The organism is Streptomyces sp. NPDC057474 (genome assembly GCF_042802555.1).
In the GTDB taxonomy this organism is placed as follows: domain Bacteria; phylum Actinomycetota; class Actinomycetes; order Streptomycetales; family Streptomycetaceae; genus Streptomyces.
Genome location: NZ_JBHVDX010000022.1, coordinates 12,686 through 39,149, shown reverse-complemented (window position 1 = coordinate 39,149; position 26,464 = coordinate 12,686). Strand labels below are relative to the sequence as shown.

The 26,464-nt window shown below is 71.4% G+C and carries 25 protein-coding genes and 1 pseudogene; 13 read left to right on the top strand and 13 right to left on the bottom strand.

Annotation, left to right across the window (positions count from 1 at the left end):
- The first annotated feature begins 8 nt into the window (after nucleotides 1-8).
- The 3 genes from ACFU53_RS09130 (at nucleotide 9) to ACFU53_RS09120 (ending at nucleotide 1,957) form a co-directional block, all read left to right on the top strand.
- Nucleotides 9-608 carry a histidine phosphatase family protein gene (locus ACFU53_RS09130; RefSeq protein WP_383988001.1) on the top strand — a complete coding sequence of 200 codons (600 nt, stop codon included), beginning with the start codon at nucleotides 9-11 and terminating at the stop codon, nucleotides 606-608.
- A 175-nt stretch (nucleotides 609-783) separates the two neighbouring features.
- Nucleotides 784-1,458 (top strand): hypothetical protein, encoded by a 675-nt coding sequence (locus tag ACFU53_RS09125; protein WP_383987998.1) that lies wholly within the window; start codon nucleotides 784-786, stop codon nucleotides 1,456-1,458.
- A 76-nt stretch (nucleotides 1,459-1,534) separates the two neighbouring features.
- The gene (locus ACFU53_RS09120; protein WP_383987995.1) at nucleotides 1,535-1,957 is read left to right on the top strand and encodes an acyl-CoA thioesterase; all 423 of its coding nucleotides are present in this window, start codon (nucleotides 1,535-1,537) and stop codon (nucleotides 1,955-1,957) included.
- Nucleotides 1,958-2,124: 167 nt separating this feature from the next.
- Here the strand turns inward: ACFU53_RS09120 and ACFU53_RS09115 are convergent, their stop codons facing one another.
- Together ACFU53_RS09115 and ACFU53_RS09110 are read right to left on the bottom strand one after the other, a co-directional pair.
- The gene (locus ACFU53_RS09115) at nucleotides 2,125-3,813 is read right to left on the bottom strand and encodes a heme peroxidase family protein (RefSeq protein ID WP_383987992.1); all 1,689 of its coding nucleotides are present in this window, start codon (nucleotides 3,811-3,813) and stop codon (nucleotides 2,125-2,127) included.
- Nucleotides 3,814-3,980: 167 nt separating this feature from the next.
- The gene (locus tag ACFU53_RS09110) at nucleotides 3,981-4,370 is read right to left on the bottom strand and encodes a winged helix-turn-helix transcriptional regulator (RefSeq protein WP_383987989.1); all 390 of its coding nucleotides are present in this window, start codon (nucleotides 4,368-4,370) and stop codon (nucleotides 3,981-3,983) included.
- 92 nt (nucleotides 4,371-4,462) lie between these two features.
- On the opposite strand from ACFU53_RS09110, the gene ACFU53_RS09105 reads away from it, so the two are divergent.
- Nucleotides 4,463-5,905 (top strand): MFS transporter, encoded by a 1,443-nt coding sequence (locus ACFU53_RS09105; protein WP_383987986.1) that lies wholly within the window; start codon nucleotides 4,463-4,465, stop codon nucleotides 5,903-5,905.
- Between the two features lie 125 nt (nucleotides 5,906-6,030).
- Here the strand turns inward: ACFU53_RS09105 and ACFU53_RS09100 are convergent, their stop codons facing one another.
- Entirely contained in the window at nucleotides 6,031-6,879 is an 849-nt protein-coding gene (locus ACFU53_RS09100) for an SDR family oxidoreductase (RefSeq protein WP_383987983.1), read from the bottom strand.
- Between the two features lie 97 nt (nucleotides 6,880-6,976).
- Between ACFU53_RS09100 and ACFU53_RS09095 the strand changes: the two genes are divergently transcribed.
- The 4 genes from ACFU53_RS09095 (at nucleotide 6,977) to ACFU53_RS09080 (ending at nucleotide 11,847) form a co-directional block, all read left to right on the top strand.
- Complete coding sequence (locus ACFU53_RS09095; RefSeq protein ID WP_383987981.1) at nucleotides 6,977-7,837, top strand: helix-turn-helix domain-containing protein; 861 nt, start codon at nucleotides 6,977-6,979, stop codon at nucleotides 7,835-7,837.
- Between the two features lie 43 nt (nucleotides 7,838-7,880).
- On the top strand, nucleotides 7,881-8,477 hold the full coding sequence (locus tag ACFU53_RS09090; protein ID WP_383987979.1) for a 3'-5' exoribonuclease domain-containing protein: 597 nt from the start codon (nucleotides 7,881-7,883) through the stop codon (nucleotides 8,475-8,477).
- A 205-nt stretch (nucleotides 8,478-8,682) separates the two neighbouring features.
- Nucleotides 8,683-10,881: an alpha-N-acetylglucosaminidase gene (locus tag ACFU53_RS09085; protein WP_383987976.1), complete on the top strand. Its 2,199-nt coding sequence runs from the start codon at nucleotides 8,683-8,685 to the stop codon at nucleotides 10,879-10,881.
- A gap of 102 nt (nucleotides 10,882-10,983) precedes the next feature.
- On the top strand, nucleotides 10,984-11,847 hold the full coding sequence (locus ACFU53_RS09080) for a chitosanase (protein ID WP_383988111.1): 864 nt from the start codon (nucleotides 10,984-10,986) through the stop codon (nucleotides 11,845-11,847).
- A gap of 140 nt (nucleotides 11,848-11,987) precedes the next feature.
- Here ACFU53_RS09080 and ACFU53_RS09075 read toward each other — a convergent pair whose 3' ends face one another.
- The 7 genes from ACFU53_RS09075 to ACFU53_RS09045 form a co-directional block, all read right to left on the bottom strand.
- Complete coding sequence (locus ACFU53_RS09075; protein WP_383987973.1) at nucleotides 11,988-13,367, bottom strand: 8-oxoguanine deaminase; 1,380 nt, start codon at nucleotides 13,365-13,367, stop codon at nucleotides 11,988-11,990.
- 11 nt (nucleotides 13,368-13,378) lie between these two features.
- Nucleotides 13,379-14,281 carry a factor-independent urate hydroxylase gene (pucL, locus tag ACFU53_RS09070; protein WP_383987970.1) on the bottom strand — a complete coding sequence of 301 codons (903 nt, stop codon included), beginning with the start codon at nucleotides 14,279-14,281 and terminating at the stop codon, nucleotides 13,379-13,381.
- Nucleotides 14,282-14,283: 2 nt separating this feature from the next.
- Nucleotides 14,284-14,703, bottom strand: coding sequence for a hydroxyisourate hydrolase (gene uraH / locus ACFU53_RS09065; protein WP_383987968.1), 420 nt, complete (start codon nucleotides 14,701-14,703; stop codon nucleotides 14,284-14,286).
- Nucleotides 14,700-15,218, bottom strand: a complete 519-nt coding sequence (uraD, locus tag ACFU53_RS09060; RefSeq protein WP_383987965.1) for a 2-oxo-4-hydroxy-4-carboxy-5-ureidoimidazoline decarboxylase — start codon at nucleotides 15,216-15,218, stop codon at nucleotides 14,700-14,702. Before uraD ends, uraH begins: the two co-directional genes overlap by 4 nt.
- A gap of 234 nt (nucleotides 15,219-15,452) precedes the next feature.
- Nucleotides 15,453-15,863, bottom strand: a complete 411-nt coding sequence (locus ACFU53_RS09055) for a helix-turn-helix domain-containing protein (RefSeq protein ID WP_383987962.1) — start codon at nucleotides 15,861-15,863, stop codon at nucleotides 15,453-15,455.
- The gene (locus ACFU53_RS09050) at nucleotides 15,860-16,111 is read right to left on the bottom strand and encodes a hypothetical protein (protein WP_383987959.1); all 252 of its coding nucleotides are present in this window, start codon (nucleotides 16,109-16,111) and stop codon (nucleotides 15,860-15,862) included. Before ACFU53_RS09050 ends, ACFU53_RS09055 begins: the two co-directional genes overlap by 4 nt.
- 733 nt (nucleotides 16,112-16,844) lie before the next feature.
- Complete coding sequence (locus tag ACFU53_RS09045; protein ID WP_383987956.1) at nucleotides 16,845-17,522, bottom strand: class I SAM-dependent methyltransferase; 678 nt, start codon at nucleotides 17,520-17,522, stop codon at nucleotides 16,845-16,847.
- Nucleotides 17,523-17,636: 114 nt separating this feature from the next.
- On the opposite strand from ACFU53_RS09045, the gene pgm reads away from it, so the two are divergent.
- Nucleotides 17,637-19,277 (top strand): phosphoglucomutase (alpha-D-glucose-1,6-bisphosphate-dependent), encoded by a 1,641-nt coding sequence (gene pgm, locus ACFU53_RS09040; RefSeq protein ID WP_383987953.1) that lies wholly within the window; start codon nucleotides 17,637-17,639, stop codon nucleotides 19,275-19,277.
- A 284-nt stretch (nucleotides 19,278-19,561) separates the two neighbouring features.
- Here the strand turns inward: pgm and ACFU53_RS09035 are convergent, their stop codons facing one another.
- The 3 genes and pseudogenes from ACFU53_RS09035 to ACFU53_RS09025 form a co-directional block, all read right to left on the bottom strand.
- On the bottom strand, nucleotides 19,562-21,100 hold the full coding sequence (locus tag ACFU53_RS09035; RefSeq protein ID WP_383987950.1) for a hypothetical protein: 1,539 nt from the start codon (nucleotides 21,098-21,100) through the stop codon (nucleotides 19,562-19,564).
- Nucleotides 21,100-22,281 carry an FAD-dependent monooxygenase gene (locus ACFU53_RS09030; RefSeq protein WP_383987947.1) on the bottom strand — a complete coding sequence of 394 codons (1,182 nt, stop codon included), beginning with the start codon at nucleotides 22,279-22,281 and terminating at the stop codon, nucleotides 21,100-21,102. Before ACFU53_RS09030 ends, ACFU53_RS09035 begins: the two co-directional genes overlap by 1 nt.
- 419 nt (nucleotides 22,282-22,700) lie before the next feature.
- Nucleotides 22,701-23,036: pseudogene (locus ACFU53_RS09025) on the bottom strand (hypothetical protein); the annotation flags it as partial.
- Here ACFU53_RS09025 and ACFU53_RS09020 point away from each other — a divergent pair.
- The 4 genes from ACFU53_RS09020 (at nucleotide 23,021) to ACFU53_RS09005 (ending at nucleotide 26,376) form a co-directional block, all read left to right on the top strand.
- Complete coding sequence (locus tag ACFU53_RS09020) at nucleotides 23,021-23,347, top strand: LysR substrate-binding domain-containing protein (protein WP_383988108.1); 327 nt, start codon at nucleotides 23,021-23,023, stop codon at nucleotides 23,345-23,347. The pseudogene ACFU53_RS09025 and the gene ACFU53_RS09020 overlap by 16 nt on opposite strands.
- Before the next feature lie 177 nt (nucleotides 23,348-23,524).
- Entirely contained in the window at nucleotides 23,525-24,364 is an 840-nt protein-coding gene (locus ACFU53_RS09015; RefSeq protein ID WP_383987944.1) for a TIM barrel protein, read from the top strand.
- Between the two features lie 310 nt (nucleotides 24,365-24,674).
- On the top strand, nucleotides 24,675-25,565 hold the full coding sequence (locus tag ACFU53_RS09010; protein ID WP_383987941.1) for a 2-hydroxy-3-oxopropionate reductase: 891 nt from the start codon (nucleotides 24,675-24,677) through the stop codon (nucleotides 25,563-25,565).
- A 619-nt stretch (nucleotides 25,566-26,184) separates the two neighbouring features.
- A complete protein-coding gene (locus ACFU53_RS09005; protein WP_383987938.1) occupies nucleotides 26,185-26,376 on the top strand; it encodes a hypothetical protein in 192 nt (63 codons plus the stop codon).
- The last annotated feature ends 88 nt before the right edge of the window (nucleotides 26,377-26,464 follow it).

Genomic DNA, 26,464 nt, shown 5'->3' with positions numbered 1-26,464 from the left:
CTGGGGGCATGGGTGACCTTCTTCTTGTGCGGCACGGTGAGACCGAGTGGTCGGCGTCCGGGCAGCACACCAGCTGGACCGACATCTCACTGACGGACCACGGCCGTGAGCAGGCGAGCGGGCTCGCTCCACTGCTCGGCTCGCACCGCATCGGCGCCGTCTTCGTGAGCCCGCTGAAGCGGGCCCGGGAGACCGCGGAGCTGGCCGGGCTCGCCGGGGAGCGCGTCGACGCGGATCTCGTCGAGTGGGACTACGGCGGGTACGAGGGCGTCACGACCGTCGAGATCCATCGCACCCGGCCGGACTGGTTCCTGTTCACGGACGGAGTCGTGCCCGGACCGCCGGAGCATCCCGGGGAGAGCCCGCAGGACGTCGGGGCTCGCGCCGACCGGATGCTGGCGAAGGCGCACGCGGCGCTGGCGAACACCGAGGGGAGCGTGGTGCTCGTGGCGCACGGGCACTTCCTGCGCGTCCTCACCGCCCGCTATCTCAACCTGCCCGCCTCCGGCGGCGCGCTGTTCCAGCTGGCCACGGGCACGGTCTGCCGACTCGGCACGGAGCACGGGCGTCCGGTCGTCGCGGGGTGGAATGTCAGACCCGCCTCGTAGTCTTCGAGTGGGTTGATCCACGTTCTCGTACGTCGTCCTCGGACGTCGTCCTCGGGTTCGTTCTCGGGTTCGTTCTCGGACGTCGTTCTCGGGTTCGTTCTCGGGTTCGTTCTCGGACGTCGTTCTCGGGATGTGTCGACCCACGGGCCGGCTCGGGTGAGGAGGGGAGGGTGCCGTGACACGACCGCCGACCGCCGCCCAGCGGCGGCTCATCGACGCCGCCGAGCCCGTGACCGGGCGGCTGACGGGTACGGAGACACAGCTCGCGGCGCTGGTGAGGCGGGGGCTGGCCTTCCGGCATCCGCGCCCGCCGCACGACCACTTCCTGACACCTGCCGGGCACCGCGTGCGGGAGACGGCGGAAGCCCCGGAGGCGGTCCCGGAAACCGCCGCCCCCGCCTCGGCCCCCGCCGAGACCGGCGCCTTCGCCGCACAGGTCGGCGGTGAGGAGGCAGCCGCCACCGGGCCGGCGCGCATCCGTGAGGTGCACAGCGCCTGGCAAGGGCTCCTGGAGCTGCGCCGGATGACCAATCCGGGCGGCGCCATGGACCGCCCGTGCGGCTGGGAGCGAGCACATCTGGTGCGGGCCGCCGCGCTGGCGCTGGAGGCCGCGGGCCATCGACCGGCGGGTCCGGACACCGCGGGTATGGGTGCGGATGCGGCGCAGGCGGGCGGCGGCTACCGCGTGCGGGCCACTCCCCAGCCGGAGGCCGTCGCCGTACGGGAGCCCGACGCGGAGGCGCTGCGGGCCTGTGCGGCGACGCTGGAGCAGGCGGGATGGCAGGTGGGCGAGCACACGGATCCGCGTACGCGGGGACGGTATCTGCTGGCCTCGCCAAGGCGGGCATAGTGCATGAGCAAGCGCTCAGTAAGCTGGCGTCGTCCTGTTCGCCGTAGAGCCGTATTGCCGTAGGTAGGGGGAAGTCATGGCCGAGCCGTTTTCCGTTCCGGTGACCGTGCGGGGGTACGAGACCGATGTGCAGGGGCACCTGAACCAGAGCGTGTATCTCCAGTACGGCGAGCACGCGCGGTGGTCGTTGTTGCAGGCCGCCGGGATACGTCAGGCCAACCTGATGGCGAAGGGGGTCGGGCCCGTGGCGCTGGAGACGACGATCAGTTATCGGCGGGAGCTGCTGGCCGGTGACGAGGTCGAGGTGACGTGTGCCTTCGTGTGGGGTGAGGGCAAGACGTTCCGCATCGAGCAGACCGTGCGCAGGACGGACGGCACCGTGGCGGCCGAGATCACCGGCGTGGGTGGCCTGATGGACCTGAAGATCCGCAAGCTGGTGGCCGACCCCCGGGAGCACTTCCGGGCTCTGGCGACGGACCCCACACTGTTCGGACTGTAGTGGCAGCGGCCCCGCCGGCCGGACACCCGTCGACCGGCCCCGCCGACGGACACCGCCGGCCGGACCCCGCTGTCCGGGCCCCGCTGTCCGGGCCGCAGGCGAGCGCCCACGGTCCGGACAGCGAGGTCGAGTCACGCCTTCCGGTCCGCGCCGGACGGCCGTACCGCTCAGCCCAGCGGGTTGAGCAGCTCCGGGTCGTTCTCGAAGGCGAAGAGCAGCAGGTCCGTCATGGTGAACCTGCCCTTCCGGTGGGACGGGAGGCTCGGGCGCCAGCCCGGGTGCTTCACGATCGACCTCCGGCTGCCCTCGATCGCGCGGTGGAAGACCTCGGCGACGAGGGTGCCGCCGACGCCGGTGAGGCTGCCGGGGCGGGCTTCGTTCACCTCGGCCTCACGCAGGACGTAGAACCACAGCGGGGTGTGCTCCACGAGCTGTGCACGCTCGATGTCGGAGAGGCCCTCCAGGACGGCGCCGCCGTTGCCCTGCAGGATCTGGTCCTCCGTCAGCGGCTTGAAGCCCATCTGGGCGGCCAGTTGCGGCCCGGTGGCCAGCTCGACCATCGCGGCCCGCGTGAGGTTGCGGAACGCGAGGTTGCGCTGGATCGGCGGCGGGGCCGGGCGACCGAGACCGCCGAAGGTGCCGGTGGGCAGCGTGGCCAGCGGGTCGACGAGGAGCGTGTCAAGAAGCTTGGTCTCGTTGAACTCGCCCTCGGGCACGGCCAGGTCGTCCCGGCCTATCTCACCGAAGTCGAACAGCCTGCGGAAGTCGACGATCCAGTTGCTCGGCAGCCGCAGGCTCGCCCCCGAGTTCGGGTCGTCGAGGTCGCTCAGGTCGTCCGGGCCCGGCGAGAGGTTGCCCGCCGTGCCACTGAACCGGAACAGCTGGCCCAGTGTGGCGATGTCGCCGGGTCCGCCCGTGCGGAACACGCTGTTCCACTGGTAGGCCCCGCGCACCATGCTGTGCCCGATCCGATAGGCGGCGACGGAGAACTCGACGGGCATCGTCGGCAGATCCCCGGGACGGATGTACCCGGGCCGCTCGAAGTGCTTACGCCCTCGGGTGAAGACCCGCTCGACGATGTCCGGGTCGACGATGCGCGGCAGGAAGTCGGTGCGCAACATCCACTGGTAGTGCTTCACGACAACGTCCCGGGCCGCGTGGAACAGCCGGTGCTCGGGCACTCCGCGCTCGGCCAGCTGATCGACGACGCGGTTGTGGAAGCGGATGAACGCCAGGTGGAGCTGGCCGACGGCCAGGTTCTCGTCGTTGCGCGCGTCCGGGATGAGCGGGGCGCGCTTGTCCGCCCGGGTGCCGCCGGCCGCCTCGCCGGCCCTCGGCAGGTCGAAGCCCTCGTGGTCGACGTTGGCGAGCGACTCGGGCGGGAAGCCCACACCGAGCGTCGTGCCCATCTTGAGGCGCCCGTCGGACTCGTAGAAGCGGGCGCTGCTGGCGTGGTCCGGGCCCAGGCCGTAGAGCGAGTCCAGGTCGAGCGCGGGGCTGCGCCCCTGCACCAGATCCTCGACCGAGACCGGTTCGCCGATCCCCACCTGGGTGCGGTCCAGTGTCAGGTCGTGGTCGACGAACTGCCCGAGGTACGTGAACCCCGCCGGGATCGACGTCCCGAAGTCCCCTGAGTCGGGGTCGCGGCCGCCCGTGCCCGTGGTCATGGCCACGGCCAGCTTGCCGCGCAGTGTCTCGTCGAGCTGGACTCCCTTCTCGCCGAACCGGGAGAAGCGGAAGGCCATCTGCTGCTCGGTCGCGCTCGGTACGCGCGAGATCGCCTCCCCCTTCTCGAACTCCAGGAGGCGGCCCTCGTTGACGACGTAGTAGGTCTCGCGATGGTGTCGATGCACCATGTGTGTCCCCGTTCTGTCCCCCGGCTCCGCGAACGGTCACAACCGGACTTACCGGTTCTCATCGTCGGTACCGGCCCCCACCGGACGCGAAGCGATCATTCGGATAAATCCCTGTTTCGCGACAACGCGTCATGTACGGCGAGAGGTTCCTGAACCGGAAAATCTACTCATATTGACGTACGCTCGGAGTCGTACGACGCCCGTGACTCCGCGATGTAGACCCGGTTGCATTCCGCCCACTCCGTGAGTGACAGCAGGGTGCAGTGCAACTCCCTGGCTGCGTCCGTGAGTTCGTACTCGACCTTGGGCGGGACCGTCGGGTGGACCGTGCGGGTGACGAGTCCGTCGCGCTCCAGATTGCGCAGGGTCAGGGTGAGCATGCGGCGGCTGATGCCGTCGATGCCGCGCTCCAACTCGGTGAAGCGGATGGGGCCGTGGGCGGCTGCCACGATGATCATGACGCTCCATTTGCCGGTCACCCTGTCAAGAACTTCCTTGACGGGGCAGGCCTCCGCGTTCACGACCTGCGGGGTAACAGCGGTGTTCCCTTGGGACATTGAAGTGCCTCCTTATGCCGGGCCCCATGGTTATCCACGATGTACCCCGTTACAAGTCGTGCACCTTTGGCGAATTCGGAGGCAGTGCAGCCATGTCGTCCTCGACCGTGTCACCGGCGTCGGCGCCGGGACGGAACCCGGCACAGCGAACGTACTCCCGGTGGGCGTCCCTCGTCGTCCTGTGCGCGGGCACCCTGATGACCATCCTGGACGGCAACATCGTCACGGTGGCGATGCCCGCGATCCAGCGTGACCTCGGCTTCTCGGCGGCCGGGCTGGCCTGGGTGGTGAACGCGTACCTCATTCCGTTCGGGGGGCTGCTTCTGCTGGCCGGCCGCCTGGGCGATCTCGTGGGCCGGAAGCGGATGTTCACCGCCGGGCTCGCGGTGTTCACGGCGGCGTCGGTGCTGTGCGGGGTGGCCACCGGCCAGGAGGTGCTGGTCGTGGCGCGGGCCCTGCAGGGGGTGGGCGGTGCGATGACTGCTGCGGTGGTGCTCGGCATGCTGGTCGCGCTGTTCCCCGAACCGCGTGAACAGGCCCGTGCCATCGCGGTGTTCAGCGCGGTCGGAGCGGCGGGCGGCGCGCTCGGCACGTTCCTCGGCGGAGCGCTGACCCAGGCCCTGAACTGGCACTGGATCTTCCTCATCAACCTCCCGATCGGCGTGGTGGCCCTGGTGGCCGCCGTGCGCGTCCTCGCCCCCGACCGGGGCACCGGCCTCGGCGAGGGCGCCGACTACCCCGGCGCCGCGCTCATCACCGGCGCGCTGATGCTCACGGTCTACGTCATCGTCGGCGCCGGCGAACGCGACACCGGCGGCACGCTCGCCCTGGCCGCCGTGGCGCTGGCCCTCTTCGCCGCCTTCACCCTCCGCCAGGCGCGGGCCGCGCGCCCCCTCCTGCGCCTCCGCCTGTTCCGCTCCCGTGTGCTCACGGGCGCCAACGCCGTCCAGATCCTGATGATCGCGGGCATGTACGGCTTCCAGTACATCGGCGTGCTCTACCTGCAACGCGTCCTCGGCTACGGCGAGTTGCTCACCGGCACGGCGTTCCTGCCCGCCCCGATCGCAATCGGGGTGCTGATGCTCGGCCTGTCCGCCCGGACGATCGCCCGCTTCGGCCCGTACCGGGTACTGCTCGCCGGACTGGTGCTCGTCACGGCCGGGACGGCGCTGCTGAGCCGACTGCCGGTCGGGGGCTCGTACCTGGTCGACTTCCTGCCGGCGATGATGCTGATCTCCGTCGGGTTCGCGGCGGCGCTGCCCGCCCTCACCGGCCTGGCCATGTCCGACGCCCGGCCGGAGGACGCCGGACTGGCCTCGGGTCTCTTCAACACCACCCAGGTGGTGGGCGGTTCACTGGGCCTGGCCGTCCTGACGACCCTGGCGGCGAGCCGCACCGACACCCTGCTCGCCGACGGCACCGACCTCCTCCCGGCCACGGCGGACGGCTACCGCCTGGCCTTCACGGTGGCCACGGCGATCATGACGACGGCCCTGGCACTGGCTGCGGTGGCACTTCGCCGCCCGCGCCACTAGTGTCCTGCGCCGGAAGTTCCCAGGCGGTTCCGGCTGAGCCGCGGGCGGTCAACGCGCCTGGTCGGCGGCGGGATTTCGACCGCCGAGACGAGGCAGATCTACCGACGGATTTCAGGCGCAGCGCATTAGGCGAAGGCCCCACGATGGTCGTCCGCCCACTCCCGATAGGTCCGCGCCCGGCGCCCCAGTACCCGGGGCACGTCCTCGGTGACATCGGCGCCGCCGCCCCCGCGCACATACGCGGTCCCGGCCAGGACCCCCTCCACATAGGTGTCGCCCATCCCCGCCGCGACCAGGTGGGCGCGTGTCTCGTCCGGCGAGAGGTCGGCCGTCCCCACAGGCCGGCCGAGCACCGAGGCGAGCGCGGCGGCCTGGTCGGCGGTGCTGATCGCCTCGGGACCGGTCAGTGTGTACGTCCGCCCCGCGTGCGTCGGCGTGAGCAGCGCTTCCACCGCGACCTCCGACACATCGCGCGGGTCGACCACGCCCTGCCTGCCGGACCCGGTCATGTTGGGCACGGGAGTGCCGGAACGGATCGCCTCCGCCCAGTTCAACGTGTTGGAGGCGAAGGAGGAGGGGCGCAGGACGGTCCACTCCAACCCGCTTTCCCGTACGGCCCGTTCGCCCGGTAGGTGCCAGTTCCCGCCGGGGCCGCTGGCCGGGTCGCCGGTGCCGATGGCGGAGAGCTTGACGACGCGGCGCACGCCCGCCGCCCGCGCGAGCTCCACGAGGCGAGCGTCCGCCTCACCGTCCCCGGGCCCCAGCACACCGACCGCGAAGAGGGCGTCGGCCCCGGCCATCGCGGCCTCGACGGTCCCGGAGTCGAGGAAGTCCCCGCGCACCACCTCCACCCCGGACGGCACCCGGGCCCGTGCGGGGTCCCGTGTCAGGGCCCGTGCCTTCTCGCCGCGCACCGCGAGCCGCCGTACGACTTCACTGCCGATGGTGCCGGTGGCACCCGTCACAAGGATCATGCCGACCACGGTGCCGAACCGTGCCCCTGGGCCTCTAGGAAATTCCGGCACGGTTGCCGAGCGGCGTCCGGGCGGCAGCCGCGTCTACGGTGGACGGGTGAGCAGCACGAGGGCGTACGAGACCGAGTCCGCGCCGCGGTCCGTGAGCACGAACGAGGCAGGGGCTCCCACGATGCCCGTGCGCCTCCCCGATGCCTTGCGGCCGTGGTTCGCCGAGGTCGAGGTCGGGGCCGCGCCGGGGGCCGGTGACCCGAGGCGGCCGTACGCCCATCTTCCCGACACGGCGGCGAAGCTGGTCGTGCGTACCGGCGAGGACGGTGACCGTACGACCATGGTGGTCGGTCCACGGACCCGCGCCTCGTATCACGAGAGCGAGCAGTCGGCCTCCTGCGTGCAGTTGCACCTCGAACCGGGCACCGTTCGCCCGCTGTTGGGCGTCCCGGCGGGCGACCTGGTGGGCCGTGTGATCCGGCTCGACGACTTCCTCTCGCCCTCGGCCCGCCGTCTCGCCGATCAACTCCGGTCCGTGGAAGGGATGCTGATCGTGCACCGCCTGGCGGAGGTACTGCCGGCCGCACACCCGGCGCTCGCCGCCGACCCCCGTACCGCGCTGGTGCGTGCGGCAGCCCGCGCGGTGTCGGCAGGAGGCGGCCGGCTCCCCGAGGGCGTACCCGGGTTGGCTCGGCGGCTCGCCGTCAGCGAACGGCAGTTGCGCCATCTCTTCGCGGAGCAGATCGGGGTCTCCCCGAAGCACTTCGCCCGCATCGCCCGGGTGCGGCACGTCCTCACCCACCGCTCCCCCGCCGTCCCGTGGGCGCAGTTCGCCGCCGCCACCGGGTACTACGACCAGTCGCACCTCACCGCCGACTTCCGCGCGCTGATGGGAGTACCGCCCACGTCGTTCTTCACCGGCCGGTTGCCGGCCTCCCAGCCCTGTCAGGCGTTCGCCCGGCCCTGAAACCCGGATGCGTCGTGCGTGGGCCGGCCGTCATGCTCGCCGCATGTCATCACGCACGATCAAGCCCAGTCTGTACATCTCCGTCGACGTCGAGGCCGACGGGCCGATACCGGGGCCGTACTCGATGCTCAGCTTCGGCGCGGCCGTCGCGGGGCGGCAGGACGCGGACGGTTTCACGGCAGCCGACCCGGAGCAGCGCACCTTCTACCGTGAACTACGGCCGATCAGTGCGCAGTTCGTGCCGGAAGCGCTGGCGGTGAGCGGGCTCGACCGGGAGCGGCTGGCCGAGAAGGGGGCCGAACCGGGCGCCGCGCTGCGCCAGTTCAGCTCCTGGGTCCGCAATGTCAGCGGCGACGCCCAGCCCGTGATGTGCGGCTACCCGGCCTCGTACGACTGGACGTTCCTGTACTGGTATCTGATCCGCTTCACCGGTGAGAGCCCCTTCGGGCACTCGGGGTGCCTCGACATGAAGACACTGTTCGCGACGAAGGCCGGGATCCCGCTGCGGGCGGTCGCCAAGCGGGCGATGCCTCAGCATCTCCTCTCCCGCCGTCGGCACACCCACCATGCTTTGGACGACGCGATCGAGCAGGCGGAGCTGCTGGCGAACCTGATGGCCTGGGACGGCTCCACCCCATAGCCGTCCGCCGGCCGCCCGGCAGTCACCCGCCGATCACCCAGCAGCCATCGGTGCTCTGCCACGGCTCCGGTCGACGATAGGCTGACGCGGCGGAAGGAGCCGTTCACGCCGGGTTCTCCCCCGTGTGGCCCTGTGTCTGCGCACAAGTGAGGTTTCGGCGGGTATTCCTCCCACGGCATACCCCCCACCGCACCCCGGAGATCCCATGCCGCTCGCCCGCCGTGCCCTCCTGACCGCCTTCGCCGCCGGTTCCGCGGCCGCCTGCACCTCGGCCCGCGCGATCCCCTCGGACGACGCGCCCCGCACCGACAAGGCGCTGCGCACGGCCTCGGTGGCGGCCCGGCGGCTGCTGCCGGACCACTGGCGGCAGATCACGTTCACGGTAGGGCAGGAGCGGGACACCTTCCGCGTGTCGGGGCGCACCGGGCACATCACCGTCGCCGGTGACACGCCCGCCACCCAACTCACCGGCCTGAACTGGTACTTGAGGCACATCGCGTACGCCGAGATCAACTGGGCGGGCGAGCAGACGAACCTCCTGCCGCGCGAGCTGCCCGGCCTCGACGCGGCGGTCAGCCGCCGGGCGAACGTCACCCACCGCTTCGCCCTCAACGACACCAACGACGGCTACACGGGCGCGTACCTCGACTGGACGTACTGGGAGCGCGAGCTGGACGTGCTGGCGCTGCACGGCTACAACGAGGTCCTCGTCTACGCGGGCGCGGACGCGCTGTACCACCGGGTGTTCCAGGAGTTCGGGTACGGGGAGGAGGAGCTGCGGGAGTGGGTCCCGGGCCCCGCCCATCAGCCGTGGTGGCTGTTGCAGAATCTGTCCGCCTTCCCCTCCCCCGTCTCCCGGCAGCTCCTTGACGCGCGTGCCGTCCTCGGCCACCGGATCGCCGACCGGGTGCGTGAGCTGGGGATGACGCCGGTACTGCCCGGCTACTTCGGGACGGTCCCGGCCGGGTTCGCGGAGCGCGTTCCGGGGGCCAGGACCGTGCCGCAGGGCGACTGGATGGGCTTCGCGCGCCCCGACTGGCTGGACCCTCGTACGGACGAGTTCGCGCGAGTGGCGGCGGCCTTCTACCGGGTGCAGGACGAGATGTTCGGACCGTCGTCCCTGTACAAGGTGGACCTGCTGCACGAGGGCGGCGACCCGGGTGACGTGCCTGTCGCCGACGCGGCGAAGGGCGTCGAGCGGGCGCTCCAGCGGGCTCACCCGGGGGCCACCTGGGTGATTCTCGGCTGGCAGCACAACCCGCCGCGCGCGATCGTCGACGCCGTCGACAAGGAGCACATGCTCGTCGTAGACGGCCTCTCCGACCGCTTCCCCACGGTCACCGACCGTGAGGCCGACTGGGGCGACACCCCGTACGCCTTCGGCTCGATCTGGAACTTCGGCGGCCACACCGCGCTCGGCGCGAACACCCCCGACTGGGCCGCGCTGTACGAGAAGTGGCGCACCAAGGACGGCAGCAGGCTGCACGGGATCGCCCTGATGCCGGAGGCGGCGGACAACAACCCGGCCGCCTTCGCACTGTTCTCGGAACTCGCCTGGAGGGAGGGTGAGTTGGATCTCAAGGCCTGGTTCGCGGAGTGGGCTCACGCCCGGTACGGGGCCCGTGACCCGCACGCCGAGGCCGCCTGGGACATGCTCCGCCGCACCGCCTACGGCACCACCCGCGCCGACTCGTGGAGCGAGGGCGCCGACGGCCTGTTCGGCGCTCGGCCGGCGCTGAACGTCGTACGGGCCGGCCGCTGGTCGCCGAAGCAACTCCGGTACAGCGCGGCCGAGTTCGAGCCCGCGCTCGGTGAACTGCTGCGGGTGCGGGCCGAGCTGCGCGTGTCGTCGGCATACCGTCGTGACCTCCTCGACGTGGCCCGCCAGGCCCTCTCCAACCGCAGCCGGGTCATGCTGCCGCAGATCAAGGCCGCGTACGACGCCGGCGACAAGGCCCGATTCGACAGGTCGTGCGGTGACTGGCTCTCGCTCATGGATCTGCTGGACGAGCTGGTGTCCACCGACTCCCGTCATCTGCTGGGCCGTTGGGTCGCCGATGCCCGATCCTGGGGTGCGGGTGCCGCCGAGCGCGAGGAGTTGGCGTACGACAACCTGTCGCTGCTGACCGTCTGGGGGACACGGGAGGGCGCGGACGCGGGGCTGCGGGACTACGCCAACCGGGAGTGGGCGGGGCTGGTCGGCGGGCTGTACCGGCTGCGCTGGTCGACGTACTTCGAAGAGCTGAGGGCGGCGCTGGCGGCGGGCCGGGCGCCCAAGAAGATCGACTGGTTCGCCCTGGAGGACCGCTGGGCACGGAACCCCGGGCCGCTCGCGACCGAGCCGACCGGGAACACGTACACGGTCGCCACACAGGTCCGGGACCGGCTCACAGCGCTCTCCTGAGGGATCACAGCCCACTGCCACGGCACCCTCACGACTTTCCAAGTCCATCGCGCGACTCTCAACTACCTTTACAGCGCGCTCACTTGGAGAACACACGTGCCGTTGCCGCCCGCCCAAGCCGCATCACACCGTCCGGCCTCACACCGTCCGGCATCACGCCGTCTGCTGCTGACCGCCCTCGGCGCCTCCCTCCTCGCCGCCCCCGCCCTGGTGCACCAGGCGGCGGACGCGGCCACCACGGCGGAACCCACGGCGGACACCGGGCTCGACGACCCGGCGAAGAAGGACATCGCCATGCGCCTGGTGTCCAGCGCGGAGAACTCCTCGCTGGACTGGGAGGAGCAGTACGACTACATCGAGGACATAGGCGACGGCCGCGGCTACACGGGCGGCATCATCGGCTTCTGTTCCGGTACGAGCGACATGCTCGCCCTGGTCGAGTTGTACACCGAGCGGGTCGCGGACGATCCGCTGGCCGGCTATCTGGCCGCGCTGCGCGCGGTGAACGGCACCGACTCCCACGAGGGCCTGGACCCGGGCTTCCCGGACGCCTGGCGCGAGGCCGCCGGAACCGCCGCGTTCCGCACGGCCCAGCGCGACGAGCGGGACCGCGTCTACTTCGACCCGGCGGTGACACGGGCCGATGAGGACGGCCTCGGCACCCTCGGCCAGTTCGTCTACTACGACGCCATGGTCATGCACGGCCCCGGCACCGACGCCCTCAGCTTCGGCGGCATCCGCGACCAGGCCCTCCTCCAGGCGGCCTCCCCGACCGAAGGCGGCGACGAGACCGGGTACCTGCACGCCTTCCTCGACGCCCGGGTGTGGGCGATGGAGCAGGAGGAGGCCCACAGCGACGTCAGCAGGGTCGAAACGGCCCAGCGGGTCTTCCTGGCGGCGGGCAACCTCGATCTCGAGTTGCCGCTGAACTGGCAGGTGTACGGAGACAGTTACACGCTGAAGTGAGCTGAGCTGACCGGACACGGGCACCGTGGACCGTTCCGGGGCGCGCACGCTCGGGCGCGCCTCGCAGACGGCTGCCCCGGACCTCGCTCGGGTCCACCGCTTGGGTCGAGGGCCGTCCCCCTCGACCAGAGTTCAGCGGGTCACGCTTCGCCGGCGATCCGCGCCAGCCGCTGGGCCTCGTCCCTCGTCGAGCGGGCGATCGCGTCCTCGTCGACGTGCAGCAGGCGGCCGTTCTCCACGGTCGGCCGGCCGTTGACGAGGGAGAGCGTCACCGGGGCCGCCGCGCCGAAGACCAGGGCGGTCACCGGGTCGGCGATCGACGCGTGGGCGAGGGTGTCGAGCTTCCAGAGGACGAGGTCGGCGAGCTTGCCGGGCTCCAGGGAGCCGATCTCGCCGGCCCGGCCCAGGACCTGGGCGCCTCCGTGGGTGCCGAGGCGCAGTGCCTGGCGGGCGTTGAGCGCCGCTTCGCGGTGGGCGCCGAGACGGTTGATGAGGAGGGCGTTGCGCAGCTCGGTGTGGAGTTCGCCGGACTCGTTGGACGCGGTGCCGTCGACGCCGAGGCCGACCGGGACACCGGCGGCCAGCATGTCCGGGACGCGGGCGATCCCCGCCGCCAGCCGGGCGTTGGACGACGGGCAGTGGGCGACCCCGGTCTTCGTACGGGCGAAGGCGTCGATGTCGGAGTCGTTCATGTGGACGCAGTGGGCCATCCACACGTCCTCGCCGAGCCAGCCCGTCGACTCGAAGTAGTCGGTCGGCCCCATGCCGAACAGCTCGTGGCAGAACTTCTCCTCCTCGACCGTCTCCGAGCCGTGGGTGTGCAGCCGCACGCCGAGCCGACGGGCCAACTCGGCGCCCTCACGGAGCAGTTCGGTGGAGACCGAGAAGGGCGAGCAGGGGGCGACGGCGATCTGGGTCATCGCGCCGAAGGAGGCGTCGTGGTGCTTGTTGACCGTCTCCTCGGTGGCGGCGAGCGCGCCGTCCAGGGTCTCGACGGCGAAGTCCGGGGGCAGGCCGCCGTCCTTCTCGCTGCGGTCCATGGAGCCACGGGCGAGCGTGAAGCGGACGCCCATCTCGCGCGCCGCCCGGATGATCGAGCCCGAGAGGTCGCCGGAGCCCTTCGGGAAGACATAGTGATGGTCCATGGCCGTGGTCACCCCACCGCGGGCCATCATGCCGAGCGAGCCCTGGGCCGCCGCGTACGTCATGCGCTCGTCGATGCGCGCCCAGGTCGGGTAGAGCGCGACGAGCCAGTTGAAGAGGTTGTGGTCCGTGGCCAGGCCCCGGGTGATCCACTGGTAGAAGTGGTGGTGCGTGTTGACCAGACCGGGGGTCACGAGGTGCCCGCTCGCGTCGATCCGGCGTACGACGTCCGTCAGGCCCTCGGGGGCCCGGCCCTCGCCGACCGACTCGATGACGTTGTCCGCCACGACCACGTGGCCCGACGTGTACTCGGTGTCCTTCGCGTCCACGGTCGCGATCGCCGCGTTCTCGATGACGATGCGCTGGGTTGCTGCCATGGATTCGTCCTTCAGAGGTTGGTGAGGTCCGCCGGGATCTTCGCTTCGCACCCGTCCCGCAGGACGGTGGCCTCGATCAGGCCGTAGGGGCGGTCGGCGGCGAAGTACACAGCTCCGTCGGCGGTGTCGTTCTTGAGGCCGAACGGGGTCAGATCCACGAGAAAGTGGTGCTTGTTCGGGAGGGAGAAGCGGACCTCGTCGATCTCGTCGCGGCTGTCGATGATCCGCGCGGCCATCTGGTACAGGGTCTGCTGGAGCGAGAGCGAGTACGTCTCCGCGAAGGCCCGGAGCAGGTGCTGCCTCACCTGTTCGTAGGACGCCTCCCAGTCGGGCATCTCCCGCTCGTCGTCGGTCCAGTTGAAGCGCCAGCGGCCGGAGACGTCGGTGGCGAGGATGCGGTCGTGCGCCTCGGGCAGGGTCGTGTACTTGTCCTTGACGTAGCCCCAGAACTCGGAGTCGGTCGAGTTCATGACCGTGAGGTCCTTGAGGCCGGAGACGACCTCCCACGACGAGCCGTCGTACGTGATCTGGGCCAGCCGGGTCTCCTGGCCCTTGCGGACGAAGGAGTGCGCGCCCTCACCGCCGTGCTCGATGCGCTCCCAGGAGTACTCCTCGATGCGGATGCGGGCCCGGTGGATGGCCGGCTGGGAGGTCACGAAGTGCCGGGCCAGGTGGATGCCGAACTGCTCGGCGGACTCGATGCCGTGCTCCTTGGCGAACGCGTACACCGTGTTCTTGGTGGTGTCCGTCGGCAGGACGTTCGCGTTCGAGCCGGAGAGGTGGACCTCGTCCATGTCGCCGGAGAGCGACACGGAGACGTTCAGGTCCTTGATGTGGTGGGTGGCGCCGTCCCGCGTGATCTTGACGACTCGGTTCTCGGCCTTGCCGTACTGGTTCTGTCCAAGAATGGGCATAGCTAGCTCCCTCGATAAACGGAGTAGCCGAACGGGTTGAGCAGCAGCGGTACGTGGTAGTGCTCGCCGGGGTTCACGGCGAAGGTGATCGCCACCTCGGGGAAGAACACGGCACCGCTGTCCCGATTCGCGGGGGCGTCCTGCTGCGCATCGGCTTGCTTCTTCACGGTCCTTGCGAGGTACGGCTCGACCTCGAAGTCGAGCCGTACGTGGGTCGTGCCCTCCGGCAGCACCGGGAGGTCCTTGCACCGGCCGTCGGCGTCGGTCACGGAGCCGCCGAGCGCCCGCCAGTCTCCTCCTTGCCCGTACTGGGCGGACCGCCCGGAGCGGGCGGCGAGGTGGACGGCGACGCCCTCGGCGGGGCGGCCGACGGAGGTGTCCAGGATGTGCGTGGACACAGAGGCGGTCGTGCTGGTGCTCATGATCGGGCTTCCTCTTCGACGAGCCGGGCCAGGCGGATGCGGTTGATCTTGCCCAGTTCGGTGCGGACGATCTCGCGTTCCCGCTCCGGCCCGTTGCCGATCCGCTCCCTGACCGCGTCGCGCATCTGGTCACCGGTGCGGCCGGTGGCGCAGATCAGGAAGACATGGCCGAACTTCTCCTGGTAAGCCAGGTTCAGTTCGAGCATCTCCGCCTTGAGCTCGTCGGAGGCGCCGGCCATCCCGCGCTGTTCACGGGCCGAGGTCGGGTCCCCCGGCTTCGGGCGGCCGATCGGCGGATGTCCGGCCATCGCCTCCGCCAGGTCCGTGTCGGTCAGCTCGGCCATGGCGGCGTCACTGGCGGCGAAGAGGTCCTCGACGGTGGCGTACGGGCGGCCGGCGAGGAGCCTGCGGGCCCATTCCGCCGAGGCGCACGCCTCATGGAGCGCCGCGGCGGCCGCGGGCTCCTCCAGGGTGTTGAAACGGGCGAGGCCCGGTGTCGAAGAGCGCGAAGTCACGGGAGCCTCCGTGGCCGGTGGTGCTGGACGGGCTACGGCCAGCTAACGCCCCGCGACGACACCGCGTCAACAGTTTGTTGAAAAATCGCGGTTACGAACGGGCCGGAACCGAGCCCCCGCACACTGTCGGCCGTGCCACGGAAAAGCAGGCCCCGTCGGCCGCTCAGGCCTGTTTCTCGCGGTTGAGGTAGTTGTAGACCCATAAGTAGCCCAAATACGCCGGACGCCGGACGGCTAAGAGCGCCTCGCCCCGGACCCGCCCTCACGCCCGCGCGCCCGCTTCTCCTCCTGAGCGTTGATGTAGTTGTAGACGGTGAAGCGGCTGACGCCGAGCGCGCTCGCGACGGTCTCCACGCCGTGGCGCACGGAGAAGGCGCCGCGCGCCTCCAGTATCCGTACGACCTCCTGCTTGGCCTTGCGGTCGAGGTCGGCCAGCGGCTTGCCCTTCTGGCGTTCCATCGCGGCCAGGATGTGATCCAGCGACTCGGCGAGCTGCGGCAGGCGTACGGCGACGACGTCGGCGCCCTCCCAGGAGAGGACGACGTCGTCGGAGCCGGCTTCGTCCGGCGGCAGCATGACCCCGCCCATGGCGTCGACCAGCGGTTTGACGGCCGCGACGAAGGGCTCGTCACCGGTGCCGGTCACTCGCCGCCCTCCCCGATCACATTGACCTGGAGAGAGATCCGGGTGGCGCCGGACTCCAGGGTCCGGCGCAGCAGGGTGTCCACGGCGGTGAGCACGGCGTCGGCGCCCCCCTCCGCCGTGTTGCCGAACGGGCCGACGTCGACCGCGTCCAGTTCGGCCGCCTCGACGACCTCGCGGGCCACGAGCGCGTGCGCCGGGGCCTCGTCGAGGTCGAAGGGCTCGGTCGTGAACTCCACTCTCAGTCGCATTGTGCCCCCAGAACACGCATCTGACCTGCACGTTACCCGGATCGCCCACCGCGAGGGCACATCAGGGCACAACGGGGACGCATCGGTCGACTGCTTCACAGCCGTGATGCATCCCAGGCCAATCGATTTCACTGCGACGGGGCCGCTTCGTCCGCCACGAGGCGACCCTAACCGACCAGGCCGTCCCTTCGCCCTGCACGGGGCCAAGCCGCCCCCGCAACGCCATGGCCCCATGGCTGGCCGTCCCGCAACCCGCATCATCACGCGCGAGAGCCCGGTGCCGCGCGGCCGGTGCGCCGGTGCCGCGCGCCGGTGCGCCGAGGCGATGGGATGGGATGGGATGGGACAGCCTGGATGCGGGTCGATCTTCACCGGCCGCTTCCCCGGCAGGCCGAAGCACGGTCCAGGAGGCTCTCGGCCCGCAGACAGACGAGCGCTACCGGTTGTGGTTCGCCAAGCACGCCATGCACGTCCCCCGACCGTCACCGCCCGGGCCCCGGCCGGTGAAGACCACCCGGCTCATCGACTGCGACGACGTGCTCCAGCAGGCGTACCACGACCTCGCCGCCTGGGTGGAGCACGTGCCCCGTCGGGAAGACGGACCCTGGTTGTCGTGGAGGTCGGCGGCCGAGATGCCCACCGAGAGCGGCGGGTCGGCGCGGTCGCCCGGCTCGCCGTGGGCCGCGTCCAGCGGGTCGAGGGCGGTGACCTGTGGGAGGCAAGCGCCTGAGCGTCAGCGCCCGGCCTCGTCGCGGCGGCAGTGCAGGAAGAGGTGGGGCTCGGGCCCGGCGGCGGGGTGGTCCGGGGCGAAGACGGTGCTGTGGCGGGACAGCACCGTCAGGCCCGCCGCGCCCACCATGCCGATGACGTCCTCCTCGGCGAAGCTCGTCGCGCGGACCGGCCGGCCCATGAAGACCACCTCGACGTCCTCCACGTCCCCCGGCACTGTGGCCAGCACCAGATGCCCGCCGGGCCTCAGGGCCAGGGCCAGGCGCCGCGTCAGAGCCGCCTGCTCGGCTCGGGTCATCTGCAGCAGCGAGAAGAACACGCACACGCCGTCCAACGAGTCCGCCTCGAGCGGAAGATCCCGGATGTCGCCGCAGCGGAACTCGGCCTCGGGGACCTGACGGGCGGCGACTTCGACCATGACGGGGGAGACGTCGACACCCAGCACCGAGTGCCCTGCCTCGACGAGCGCGGCCGCGGTGGGCCGCCCGGTGCCGCTGCCCACGTCCAGCGTCCGCGCGGCGGGCGGCAGCCGCTCGATCAGCCAGTCCAGCGCGGCCAGGTGCGCGGGCGCGTGGGCGAACGCCTTCTCGTAGTCGGGGCCCAGCGCGTCGAACAGCACGGCAGCGGGCGGCCGTTGGTCCTCGTGCCTCACGTCGGTGTCCCTTCGCTCGCCGGCCCACATCGTCGCACCCGCCGGACGTGTGCCACAACGGCCGCCCGGCGCGCGTCCCGGCGAGCCCGGCAGGGGAGAATGAGAGCCGTACCCAACGGTCGACCTTTGCGGAGGAGCGGGGAAATGCAGGACGCGCGAGCGGGGCAGGTCGCCGGGCCCGAAGACCTCATCGATGTGGCCCGCCTGGTCACGGCGTACTACGCGCTGCACCCCGACCCGGCCGAACCGGGGCAGCGGGTGGCGTTCGGCACCTCGGGACACCGCGGCTCGTCCCTCGCGGCGGCGTTCAACGAGGACCACATCGCGGCCACCAGCCAGGCCATCTGCGAGTACCGCGCCGCCCAGGGCACCGACGGCCCCCTGTTCCTCGGCGCCGACACCCACGCCCTGTCCGAGCCCGCGCGGGTCACGGCACTGGAGGTGTTCGCCGCCAACGACGTGACCGTCCTCATCGACCAGGCCGACGGCTACACACCCACCCCGGCGGTCTCGCACGCCATCCTCACCCACAACCGGAACCGCACGTCCGGCCTCGCCGACGGCGTGGTGGTCACCCCCTCGCACAACCCGCCCGCCGACGGCGGCTTCAAGTACAACCCGCCGAGCGGCGGCCCCGCCGGTTCCGAGGCGACCTCGTGGATCCAGGACCGCGCCAACGAGATCATCACCGCCGGCCTGAAGGACGTACGGCGCATCCCCTGCACCCGCGCTCTGGCCGCGCCCGGCACGGGCCGCCACGACTTCCTCGGCAGCTACGTGGCCGACCTGCCGAACGTGCTGGACCTGGAGGCGATCCGGTCCGCCGGGGTGCGCATCGGCGCCGATCCGCTGGGCGGCGCCTCGGTCGCCTACTGGGGCCGGATCGCCGAACAGCACGGGCTCGACCTCACGGTGGTCAATCCGCTCACCGACCCCACCTGGCGCTTCATGACGCTGGACTGGGACGGCAAGATCCGCATGGACTGCTCCTCGCCGTACGCCATGGCCTCGCTCATCGAGCAGCGCGACCGGTTCCACATCGCCACCGGTAACGACGCCGACGCCGACCGGCACGGCATCGTCACGCCGGACGGGGGCCTGATGAACCCCAACCACTATCTGGCCGTGGCGATTTCGTACCTGTTCTCCCACCGGGAACAGTGGCCTGCGGGCGCCGGAATCGGCAAGACCCTGGTGTCGTCCAGCATGATCGACCGCGTCGCGGCGGACGTCGGCCGACAGCTGGTCGAAGTCCCCGTCGGCTTCAAGTGGTTCGTGGACGGCCTGTCCGACGGAACGCTCGGCTTCGGCGGCGAGGAGTCGGCGGGCGCGTCCTTCCTGCGCCGCGACGGCTCGGTGTGGACCACCGACAAGGACGGCATCATCCTGGCCCTGCTCGCCTCCGAGATCACGGCCGTCACCGGCAAGACGCCCTCGGAGCACTACACGCGGCTCACCGACCGCTTCGGTGCCCCCGCCTACGCGCGCGTCGACGCCCCGGCCTCCCGCGAGGAGAAGGCGCTGCTCGCCAAGCTGTCCCCGCGCCAGGTCACCGCCGACACCCTCGCCGGCGAGCCGGTCACCACGGTGCTCACCGAGGCCCCCGGTAACGGCGCCGCCCTCGGCGGCATCAAGGTCGCCACCGCCAACGCCTGGTTCGCGGCCCGCCCTTCGGGCACCGAGGACGTCTACAAGATCTACGGGGAGTCGTTCCTCGGCCCGGACCATCTGAGCCAGGTCCAGGAGGAGGCCAGGTCCGTCGTGCTCGCGGCGCTCGGCGCCTGACGCGACAAGAGGGGCAGGGGCGGACCAGGCCGCGGTGGCTGTGCTGATCGCCGCGGGATCCGCGATCGGCGGCGGAGCGCTGACGGGGGTGCTCACCACTCACGGACATCTTGCCTGCATCCATCCGAACCTGACGTCAACCATGGTGTGGATCACGGAAGTTGAGGTGCCGCAGTGGAATCGGCCGGACGCGCCGCCCACCTACGTGCAGCGGCCGGTCCGGTGGATCGGGGGCGTCCGAGTCGTGCGTGCGCTCATGGTGGAGCGCACGCCGAGACGGCCCGTCAGTCCTTCGGTCTCGCCGACGCCTTGGCGAAGAGGTATGGACGCGCGAGCAGCAGGCCGGTGCCGGTCATGACGATGCCGAAGTAGACCGGCGCGAGGTGGATGAAGTCGGTGTAGTGGATCGCGCCGTGCACCACGACAGCCGGCAGGAAGCCGGCGGCCGCGGCCGCGGCCAGGGTCCAGAACACCCAGGCCTCACCCCGCCGCCAGCCCCACGCGCTGAGCAGCATGATCGCCACCGCGGCGGCCATCAGGGCGCCGCCGAACCCCGCCCGGTCGTGGGCGACGAACGCCACGAGCCGGGGATTCACGGTTTCCAGCGTCTGTGTGCTGGTGCCCAGGAAGGCCAGGTCGGTCGGCACGAAGACGCCGGTCAGACCGACCACCGAGATCACCGCTCCGCCGACGAACAGCCCCGCTCCCGTGACGATCAGCAGCAGTTGGCCGGCCAGCGCCCGTCGGCGCTCCGGCTCCGGTCCCTCGGGCGCCAGGCGCCATCGCGGTGCGTGCGGAGTCCGACGGACCGCGGCCACGAACATCGGGAACAGCACGATGGTGGTGGCCGTGTGCAGGGGTTCCACGAAGCCGGTGGCCAGGAAGTAGAACAAGGTGGGGAAGCCGATCGCTCCCGAGAGCAGATACACCTCGCGGGCCCAGGGCCAGCCGCGCCTGATCCCGCCCACGGCGAGGCCGGTGTAGAGGGCGCCGATCGCCACCATCGTGCCGGCCATGGTGATCCGGTCGTGCTGGAGGAAGTGCACGAGGTGGTGGTTGGCGGCATGCAGTTCGTGCAGCGTCATGCCGAGGTAGTCACGGTCGTACCAGAGCAGCACCGGCCCGAGCGTGATCGCCGCGGCTCCGAGTCCGGCGCCCGTCATACCGAGCCCGACGAGTAGCGCCCACCACCAGGCGGGCCAGCGGCGGGGATCGCGGCCGACGTCTCGTAGCACCGGAGCGGGCGCGGTGGGCGTGGCTGCCTCGGTGACCCGTTGGAACCAGCCGGGTCCGGCCGCGACGAGCACCCCGGGCCGGGCGAGCACGACGGTGCCCGGCTCCTCGAGCGCCGCGGCCGCGGCGGTGACCGACGGGTCGGCGACATGGACCACGTGCGGGTTGTCGCTGCTGGTGAACCCGTCGACATGCGGCTTGAGGGCGGCCTCGGCCTCCGGGTCGCAGGCGCGGACAACCAGCGGGATCGAGCGGTTGGCAGCGGCCTCGCGTACGGTCTCCGCGTCGGCCGCCGAGACGGGCGCCACCTCGACGACACCAACTCCGAGCGGGGGCATGGCGCGTACCGCTTCGCGGGCGAGCGAGGGTGGGACGGATATGCCGAGGCGGACGGTCACGGGCACGCCGACGACCTCGCCGGCGAGGCGCTCGGGCGGATGGCGGTGGCCGAACCCCCGGGCGATCAGCCGCGCGCCGGTGGGACGGGAGCCGATCGAGGCCAGCAGCCGCAGTGCGGTTCGCTGCGAACGGCGCCGGCCGAGGACGGCGGCGGCCAGGCCGCGCAGCGGTTGATACGTCCAGTCCGGCATCAGCGGCTCTCGCTCTTCGTCGCGGTCACCGGGTCACCGGGCGCGGTCCAGCCGAGGACCGGCGTCATGGAACGCAGCGTCGCCCGCGTCGGCGTCAGCCGGGCGGCGGTGTCGCGCAACAGCACCGCGGGCGGCCACGACAGCTGGCCGATCGCGCCCAGCCGGGCGGAGCGACGCGTGATGGCCTGGGTCCGCGGGCGGCGCAGCAGGTCGTACGAGCGCAGCGCGGCGGCCACGTCCGGGGTGCCGTCGAGGCAGTGGGCGAGGGTGACCGCGTCCTCCAGCGCCTGGCATGCGCCCTGGCCCAGGTTGGGGGTCATGGCATGGGCCGCGTCGCCCAGCAGCGCGACCCGGCCGCGGACGAAGGAGGGCAGCGGTGGCAGGTCGTACAGGTCGTGTCGGAGCACCGTGCCCGCGGGGACGGCGGCCAGCAGGGCGGGGACGGGATCCGGCCAGGACTCGAACCGGCGCAGCAGTTCGGCGTACTCGGACGAGCCCGAGGCCGCTCCCGCCGGCAGCGACGCGGTCGCGAAGCAGTACATCCGGCCGCCCGGTAGCGCCGTGTAGCCGAACCTCGCCCCGCGGCCCCAGGTGGCCGCGCCCTCGGAGGGCGGCTCGGCGAGGGGCTCGGTGACCATGCGCCAGGCGGTGTAGCCGGCGTACCGGGGGCCGGCCGCGTCGGGCCACAGGGCGCGGCGGACCGCACTGCGCAGCCCGTCGGCACCGACCACGAGGTCGGGCCGGGACTCGCCCCTACGGTGATCGACGACCAGGCAGTGGCCGCCGTCGCGGACCGCGGACACCTCACTGTCCGGCCGCAGGCTGTCGGCGGGCAGCGCCTCGGTGAGCGCCCGCAACAGGTCCGCGCGGTGCAGGACCACCAGGGGATGGCCGAAGCGGCGCGCCAGCTCCGCGTTGTCCGTACGGGACAGCCAGCGGCCCTTGCGGTCGCGTACGCCGCCTGTGGCTTCGACGGCGCCGAGTGCCCGGACGGCGTCGGCCAGGCCGAGCACCTCAAGTGCGTGGAGCGCGTTCGGCCACAGGGAGATGCCGGCGCCGATCTCTGTGAACTCCGGGGCTCGTTCCAGCACCTCGACGCGCCAGCCCCGGCGGTGCAGGGCGATGGCCGCCGCGAGGCCGCCGATCCCGCCGCCGACGATGGTCGCGGCGCGCTGCGGCATGGGTCCTCGCTCTGGTTCGGGGGTGCCGCCCCCGGTCAACTGGCCGTCGATCCGGTGCCTGAGCGGCATGCGACGCGACGCAGGTCCGGCTGAGCAGCGCCTCATGGCAACACGTCGGCAGTCGCCTGTCAACGTGCCGAGGGGCGGGCCGGCCAGGCCGGTTTCGCCGTGGGTATGCCGCGGTGACAGGTGGGGCGGGCGCCGTTCCGTTCGGCTTGTGTCGGCGTCCGGGGCGGGTGGTGACGACCGGCTGGGCTTCGTGCTCCTATTGGTGTACTCGTTGTCCGGTCACGGGATCAGTGCGGCGGTCAACGCGTTGATGAGCTGGGCGAATTCGGAACGTTGCCGGTCGGTCAGTGTGGCGTAGAGCGGCGCCTGCAGCTCATCGGTGAGCTGCTCGGCACGCTGCCATCGAGGTATCAGGGTGCGGCAACGGGATGGGGCTCTTGCCAGCCGTAGCGGGTTGCCTGCTCGACGCCGAGGTTGATGACCATCGCCGCTCGGGCACTCAGCCCGCACAGGCGCACGGCCGCCAGATGGCAGGCGCCACGGTGTTCCCGCAGTACGTGTATGCGCTGCATGGCCGCACCGACCGGATCGTTGGTCTCGCCGCTGCTCGACGATCCACTGCTCGTCGTCACCGCGGCCGACCAAGCCGACGAGCGGCCCGTCGCCCTGCGGGAACTGGCCACGCACAGCCTCGCCGTGCCGGCGCCGACCACGGACTGCGGACTGCGGACTGCGGACTGCGGACTGCGGACAGGCCATCCTGCACGCCTGCCACCAGGCCGGCTTCACACCCACGACGCGCTGCATCACCGCGGACATCGCCGCCCAGCTCACCCTCGCACGGGCCGGACTCGCCACCGCGCTCGTCCCCCGAACGGCCATCGACCCGGCCACACCCGGAATCCGCACGGCCCTCATCGACGATCGCCCGATCCTGCGCCTCCTGTTCGCCGCGACGCGTCGCACCGAGACCGCGAACCCGACGACCACGGCCGTCATCGCAGCGCTGCGTACAGCCGCTCGGCAGGAGCGCACCACGAACCTCCCACTGTCCTAGCCGCCGTCGACCGGGCGCTTCAGCTTGGCGCGCACGCCGCACGGGCACGGCCTGACGCACACTGTCGTTTTCCACCGAGCCCTCTTGACAAGCTCCGACGGCCAGCGCAGTCTTCCATTAAGCAGAAATTAACTTCCACAATATGAAATAAACACGGAAGGGAGCGCCTGAGGCCCCATGGGATTCGCAGAGCAGCGCTACAACGTCAACCTGTCGATCCTCTTCACGGAACTCCCGCTCCTGGAGCGTCCCGCGGCCGCCGCGGCGGCGGGCTTCACCGCGGTCGAGCTGTGGTGGCCCTGGGTCGAATCTCCCACCCCCGCGCAGTCCGAACTCGACGCCCTGCGGGGCGCGTTCGAGGGCGCAGGCGTGCGGCTGACCGGGCTGAACTTCTACTCCGGAGTGCTGCCCGGGCCGGACCGGGGCGCCCTGTCGATCCCGGGCGAGGAGTCGGAGAAATTCCGCGCCAACATCGACGTGGCCGCGGACTTCGCCGAGTCCGTCGGCTGCAGGGCTCTCAACGCCCTGTACGGCAACCGCGTCGCCGGTGTGGACCCGGCCGAGCAGGACGCGCTCGCGCTGCAGAACCTGGTCCTGGCGGCCCAGGCGGCCGACCGGATCGGCGCGATCCTGCTGATCGAGGCCCTGAACAAGGTGGAGTCGCCGCTCTGTCCGCTGGTGTCGGCCCCGGCCGCCGTCGACGTCGTCGACAAGGTCAACCAGGCGTCGGGCCTCGGCAACGCGCGCTTCCTGATGGACCTCTACCACCTGTCCGTGAACGGCGAGGACCTGCCGCAGGTGATCGCCGAGTATGCCGGGAAGACCGGCCATGTGCAGATCGCCGACAACCCCGGCCGCGGCGCCCCCGGCACCGGCACCGTCCCGCTGGAGGACCTCCTCGACCAACTGGGCAAGGCCGGTTACGAGGGTCTGGTGGGACTGGAGTACAAGCCGGGCGACCGGCCGAGCGCCGAGGCCTTCGAGTGGCTCCCCCGCGAGTCCCGCGCGACGCGCTGAGTGCCCACCACAGGCGTAGCCCACCCCGCAGTCGTAGGCCCGCCCCACAGGCGTAGCCCCGCCCCACAGGCGTAGGCCCACCCCACAGTCGTAGGCCCACCCCACAGTCGTAGGCCCACCCCACGGTCGCAGCCCACCCCACGGTCGCAGCCCGCCCCGAAGACGCAGGCCCGCCCCGAAGACGCAGCCCCGCCCCGAAGTCGCAGCCCCGCCCCGCAGTCGTAGGCCCGCCCCACAGTCGTAGTAGGCCCGCCCCACAGTCGCAGCCACCCCGAAGACGCAGCAGAGCAGTCAGAGAGGCACCCTCACCATGAGTAATCTTCCCAAGGTCGCGTGGATAGGCCTCGGCATCATGGGCTCCCCCATGTCCGAGAACCTGATCAAGGCGGGTTACGACGTCACGGGCCACACCCTGGAGCAGGACAAGCTCGACCGGCTGGCCGCCGCCGGCGGGACCGCGGCGGCCTCCGTCGCCGAGGCCGTCCGCGACGCCGATGTCGTCATCACGATGGTGCCCGCCTCCCCGCAGGTCGAGGCCGTCGCGTACGGCCCCGACGGCATCCTGGAGAACGTCAGGCCCGGCGCCCTGCTGATCGACATGTCGTCCATCACCCCGCAGACCTCCGTCGACCTGGCGAAGGCCGCGAAGGAGAAGGGCGTCCGGGTGCTCGACGCCCCCGTGTCCGGCGGTGAGGCGGGCGCGGTCGAGGCCGTGCTGTCCGTCATGGTCGGTGGCGAGCAGGCCGACTTCGTCGAGGCCCAGCCGGTGTTCGAGGCGCTCGGCAGGACCATCGTGCTGTGCGGTCCGCATGGCTCCGGGCAGACCGTGAAGGCCGCGAACCAGCTGATCGTCGCCGTGAACATCCAGGCGTGCGCCGAGGCCGTGGTCTTCCTGGAGAAGTCGGGCGTGGACCTGAAGGCGGCGCTCGACGTGCTGGGCGGCGGCCTCGCGGGCTCGACCGTGCTGACCCGCAAGAAGAACAACTTCCTGAACCGGGACTTCAAGCCGGGCTTCCGCATCGACCTGCACCACAAGGACATGGGCATCGTCACCGACGCCGCCCGCACCGTGGGCGCCGCCCTGCCCGTCGGCGCCGTGGTGGCCCAGCTGGTGGCCTCGCTGCGCGCCCAGGGCGACGGCGGCCTCGACCACTCGGCCCTGCTGCGGGCCGTGGAACGCCTCTCCGGCGCCCAGGTCTGAGCCGAGCACCACCCCGAACTTCCGGTCCGCGACGGCGCCGACATCTGTCCTGTCGCGCCCAGGTGCCGCCGCGGACCGGAACCGCCGTTTCGAATACGCCGACTTCGTGAGGGGCGTCGGCGGACGCACGCGATGTTCGTACGCCTCTCGACGGTGGGTGAGGGTTTGGCCGACGCCTACAGCGTTGCAGGGCCTGCCCGACCCGGCGATCAACTTCTATACGGAAGAGGTCAATTACGGCCTCACGGGGAGCTACACCTCGGTCGTCTTCGTCAAGACCCCGATCAGCCTCCCTGACTCCGCACCTCCCTCCAGTCCCTCCAGCCGCGTCCGGTCCCTGGTAACACCCATCAGCCACCGGACGCACCGCCCGCGACTGCCGCCGACCTACCCGGATGAGGGGTGACCGTCGGCGGGCAGGGCACGGACCGCGGCGGCGTGCGCGCCAGTGCGGTGGTGAAGGATCCGGCCCGCGTCTCGACGTGAGGAACGCGGAACCGGCGCCGTCGCATCCGCCGCGGTCCGGCCCGTCCTCTCCTTCCCCCTCCTCCGAACCGTCCAGCGAACGCCGGGCGTTGCCCAGTAACTCCTTGTATGTCGGCACCTCGACGCGGCTCATATGAGTGTTGAACGTGCGGCGCAGGGCCTCGGTGATCTCCTCCTCCGCCACGTCCGGATGGAGGGGGCGGTGGCCGACGAGCAGGAGCGCACCGGCCCGGCGGGGCTCAATGCCGAACTCGTCGCGGATGCGGTGCCGGTCCTCGTCGAGTCCCACCAGGGGCGAGCAGGGCGAGGGCCTCCGGGGCGGTGACGATGTCCCGGGCGGCGACGGCGGGATCATCGATGTCGACACGGCCGTCACGGAGGTTGCGCTCCAGCCACAGGGCCGACTCGGCACA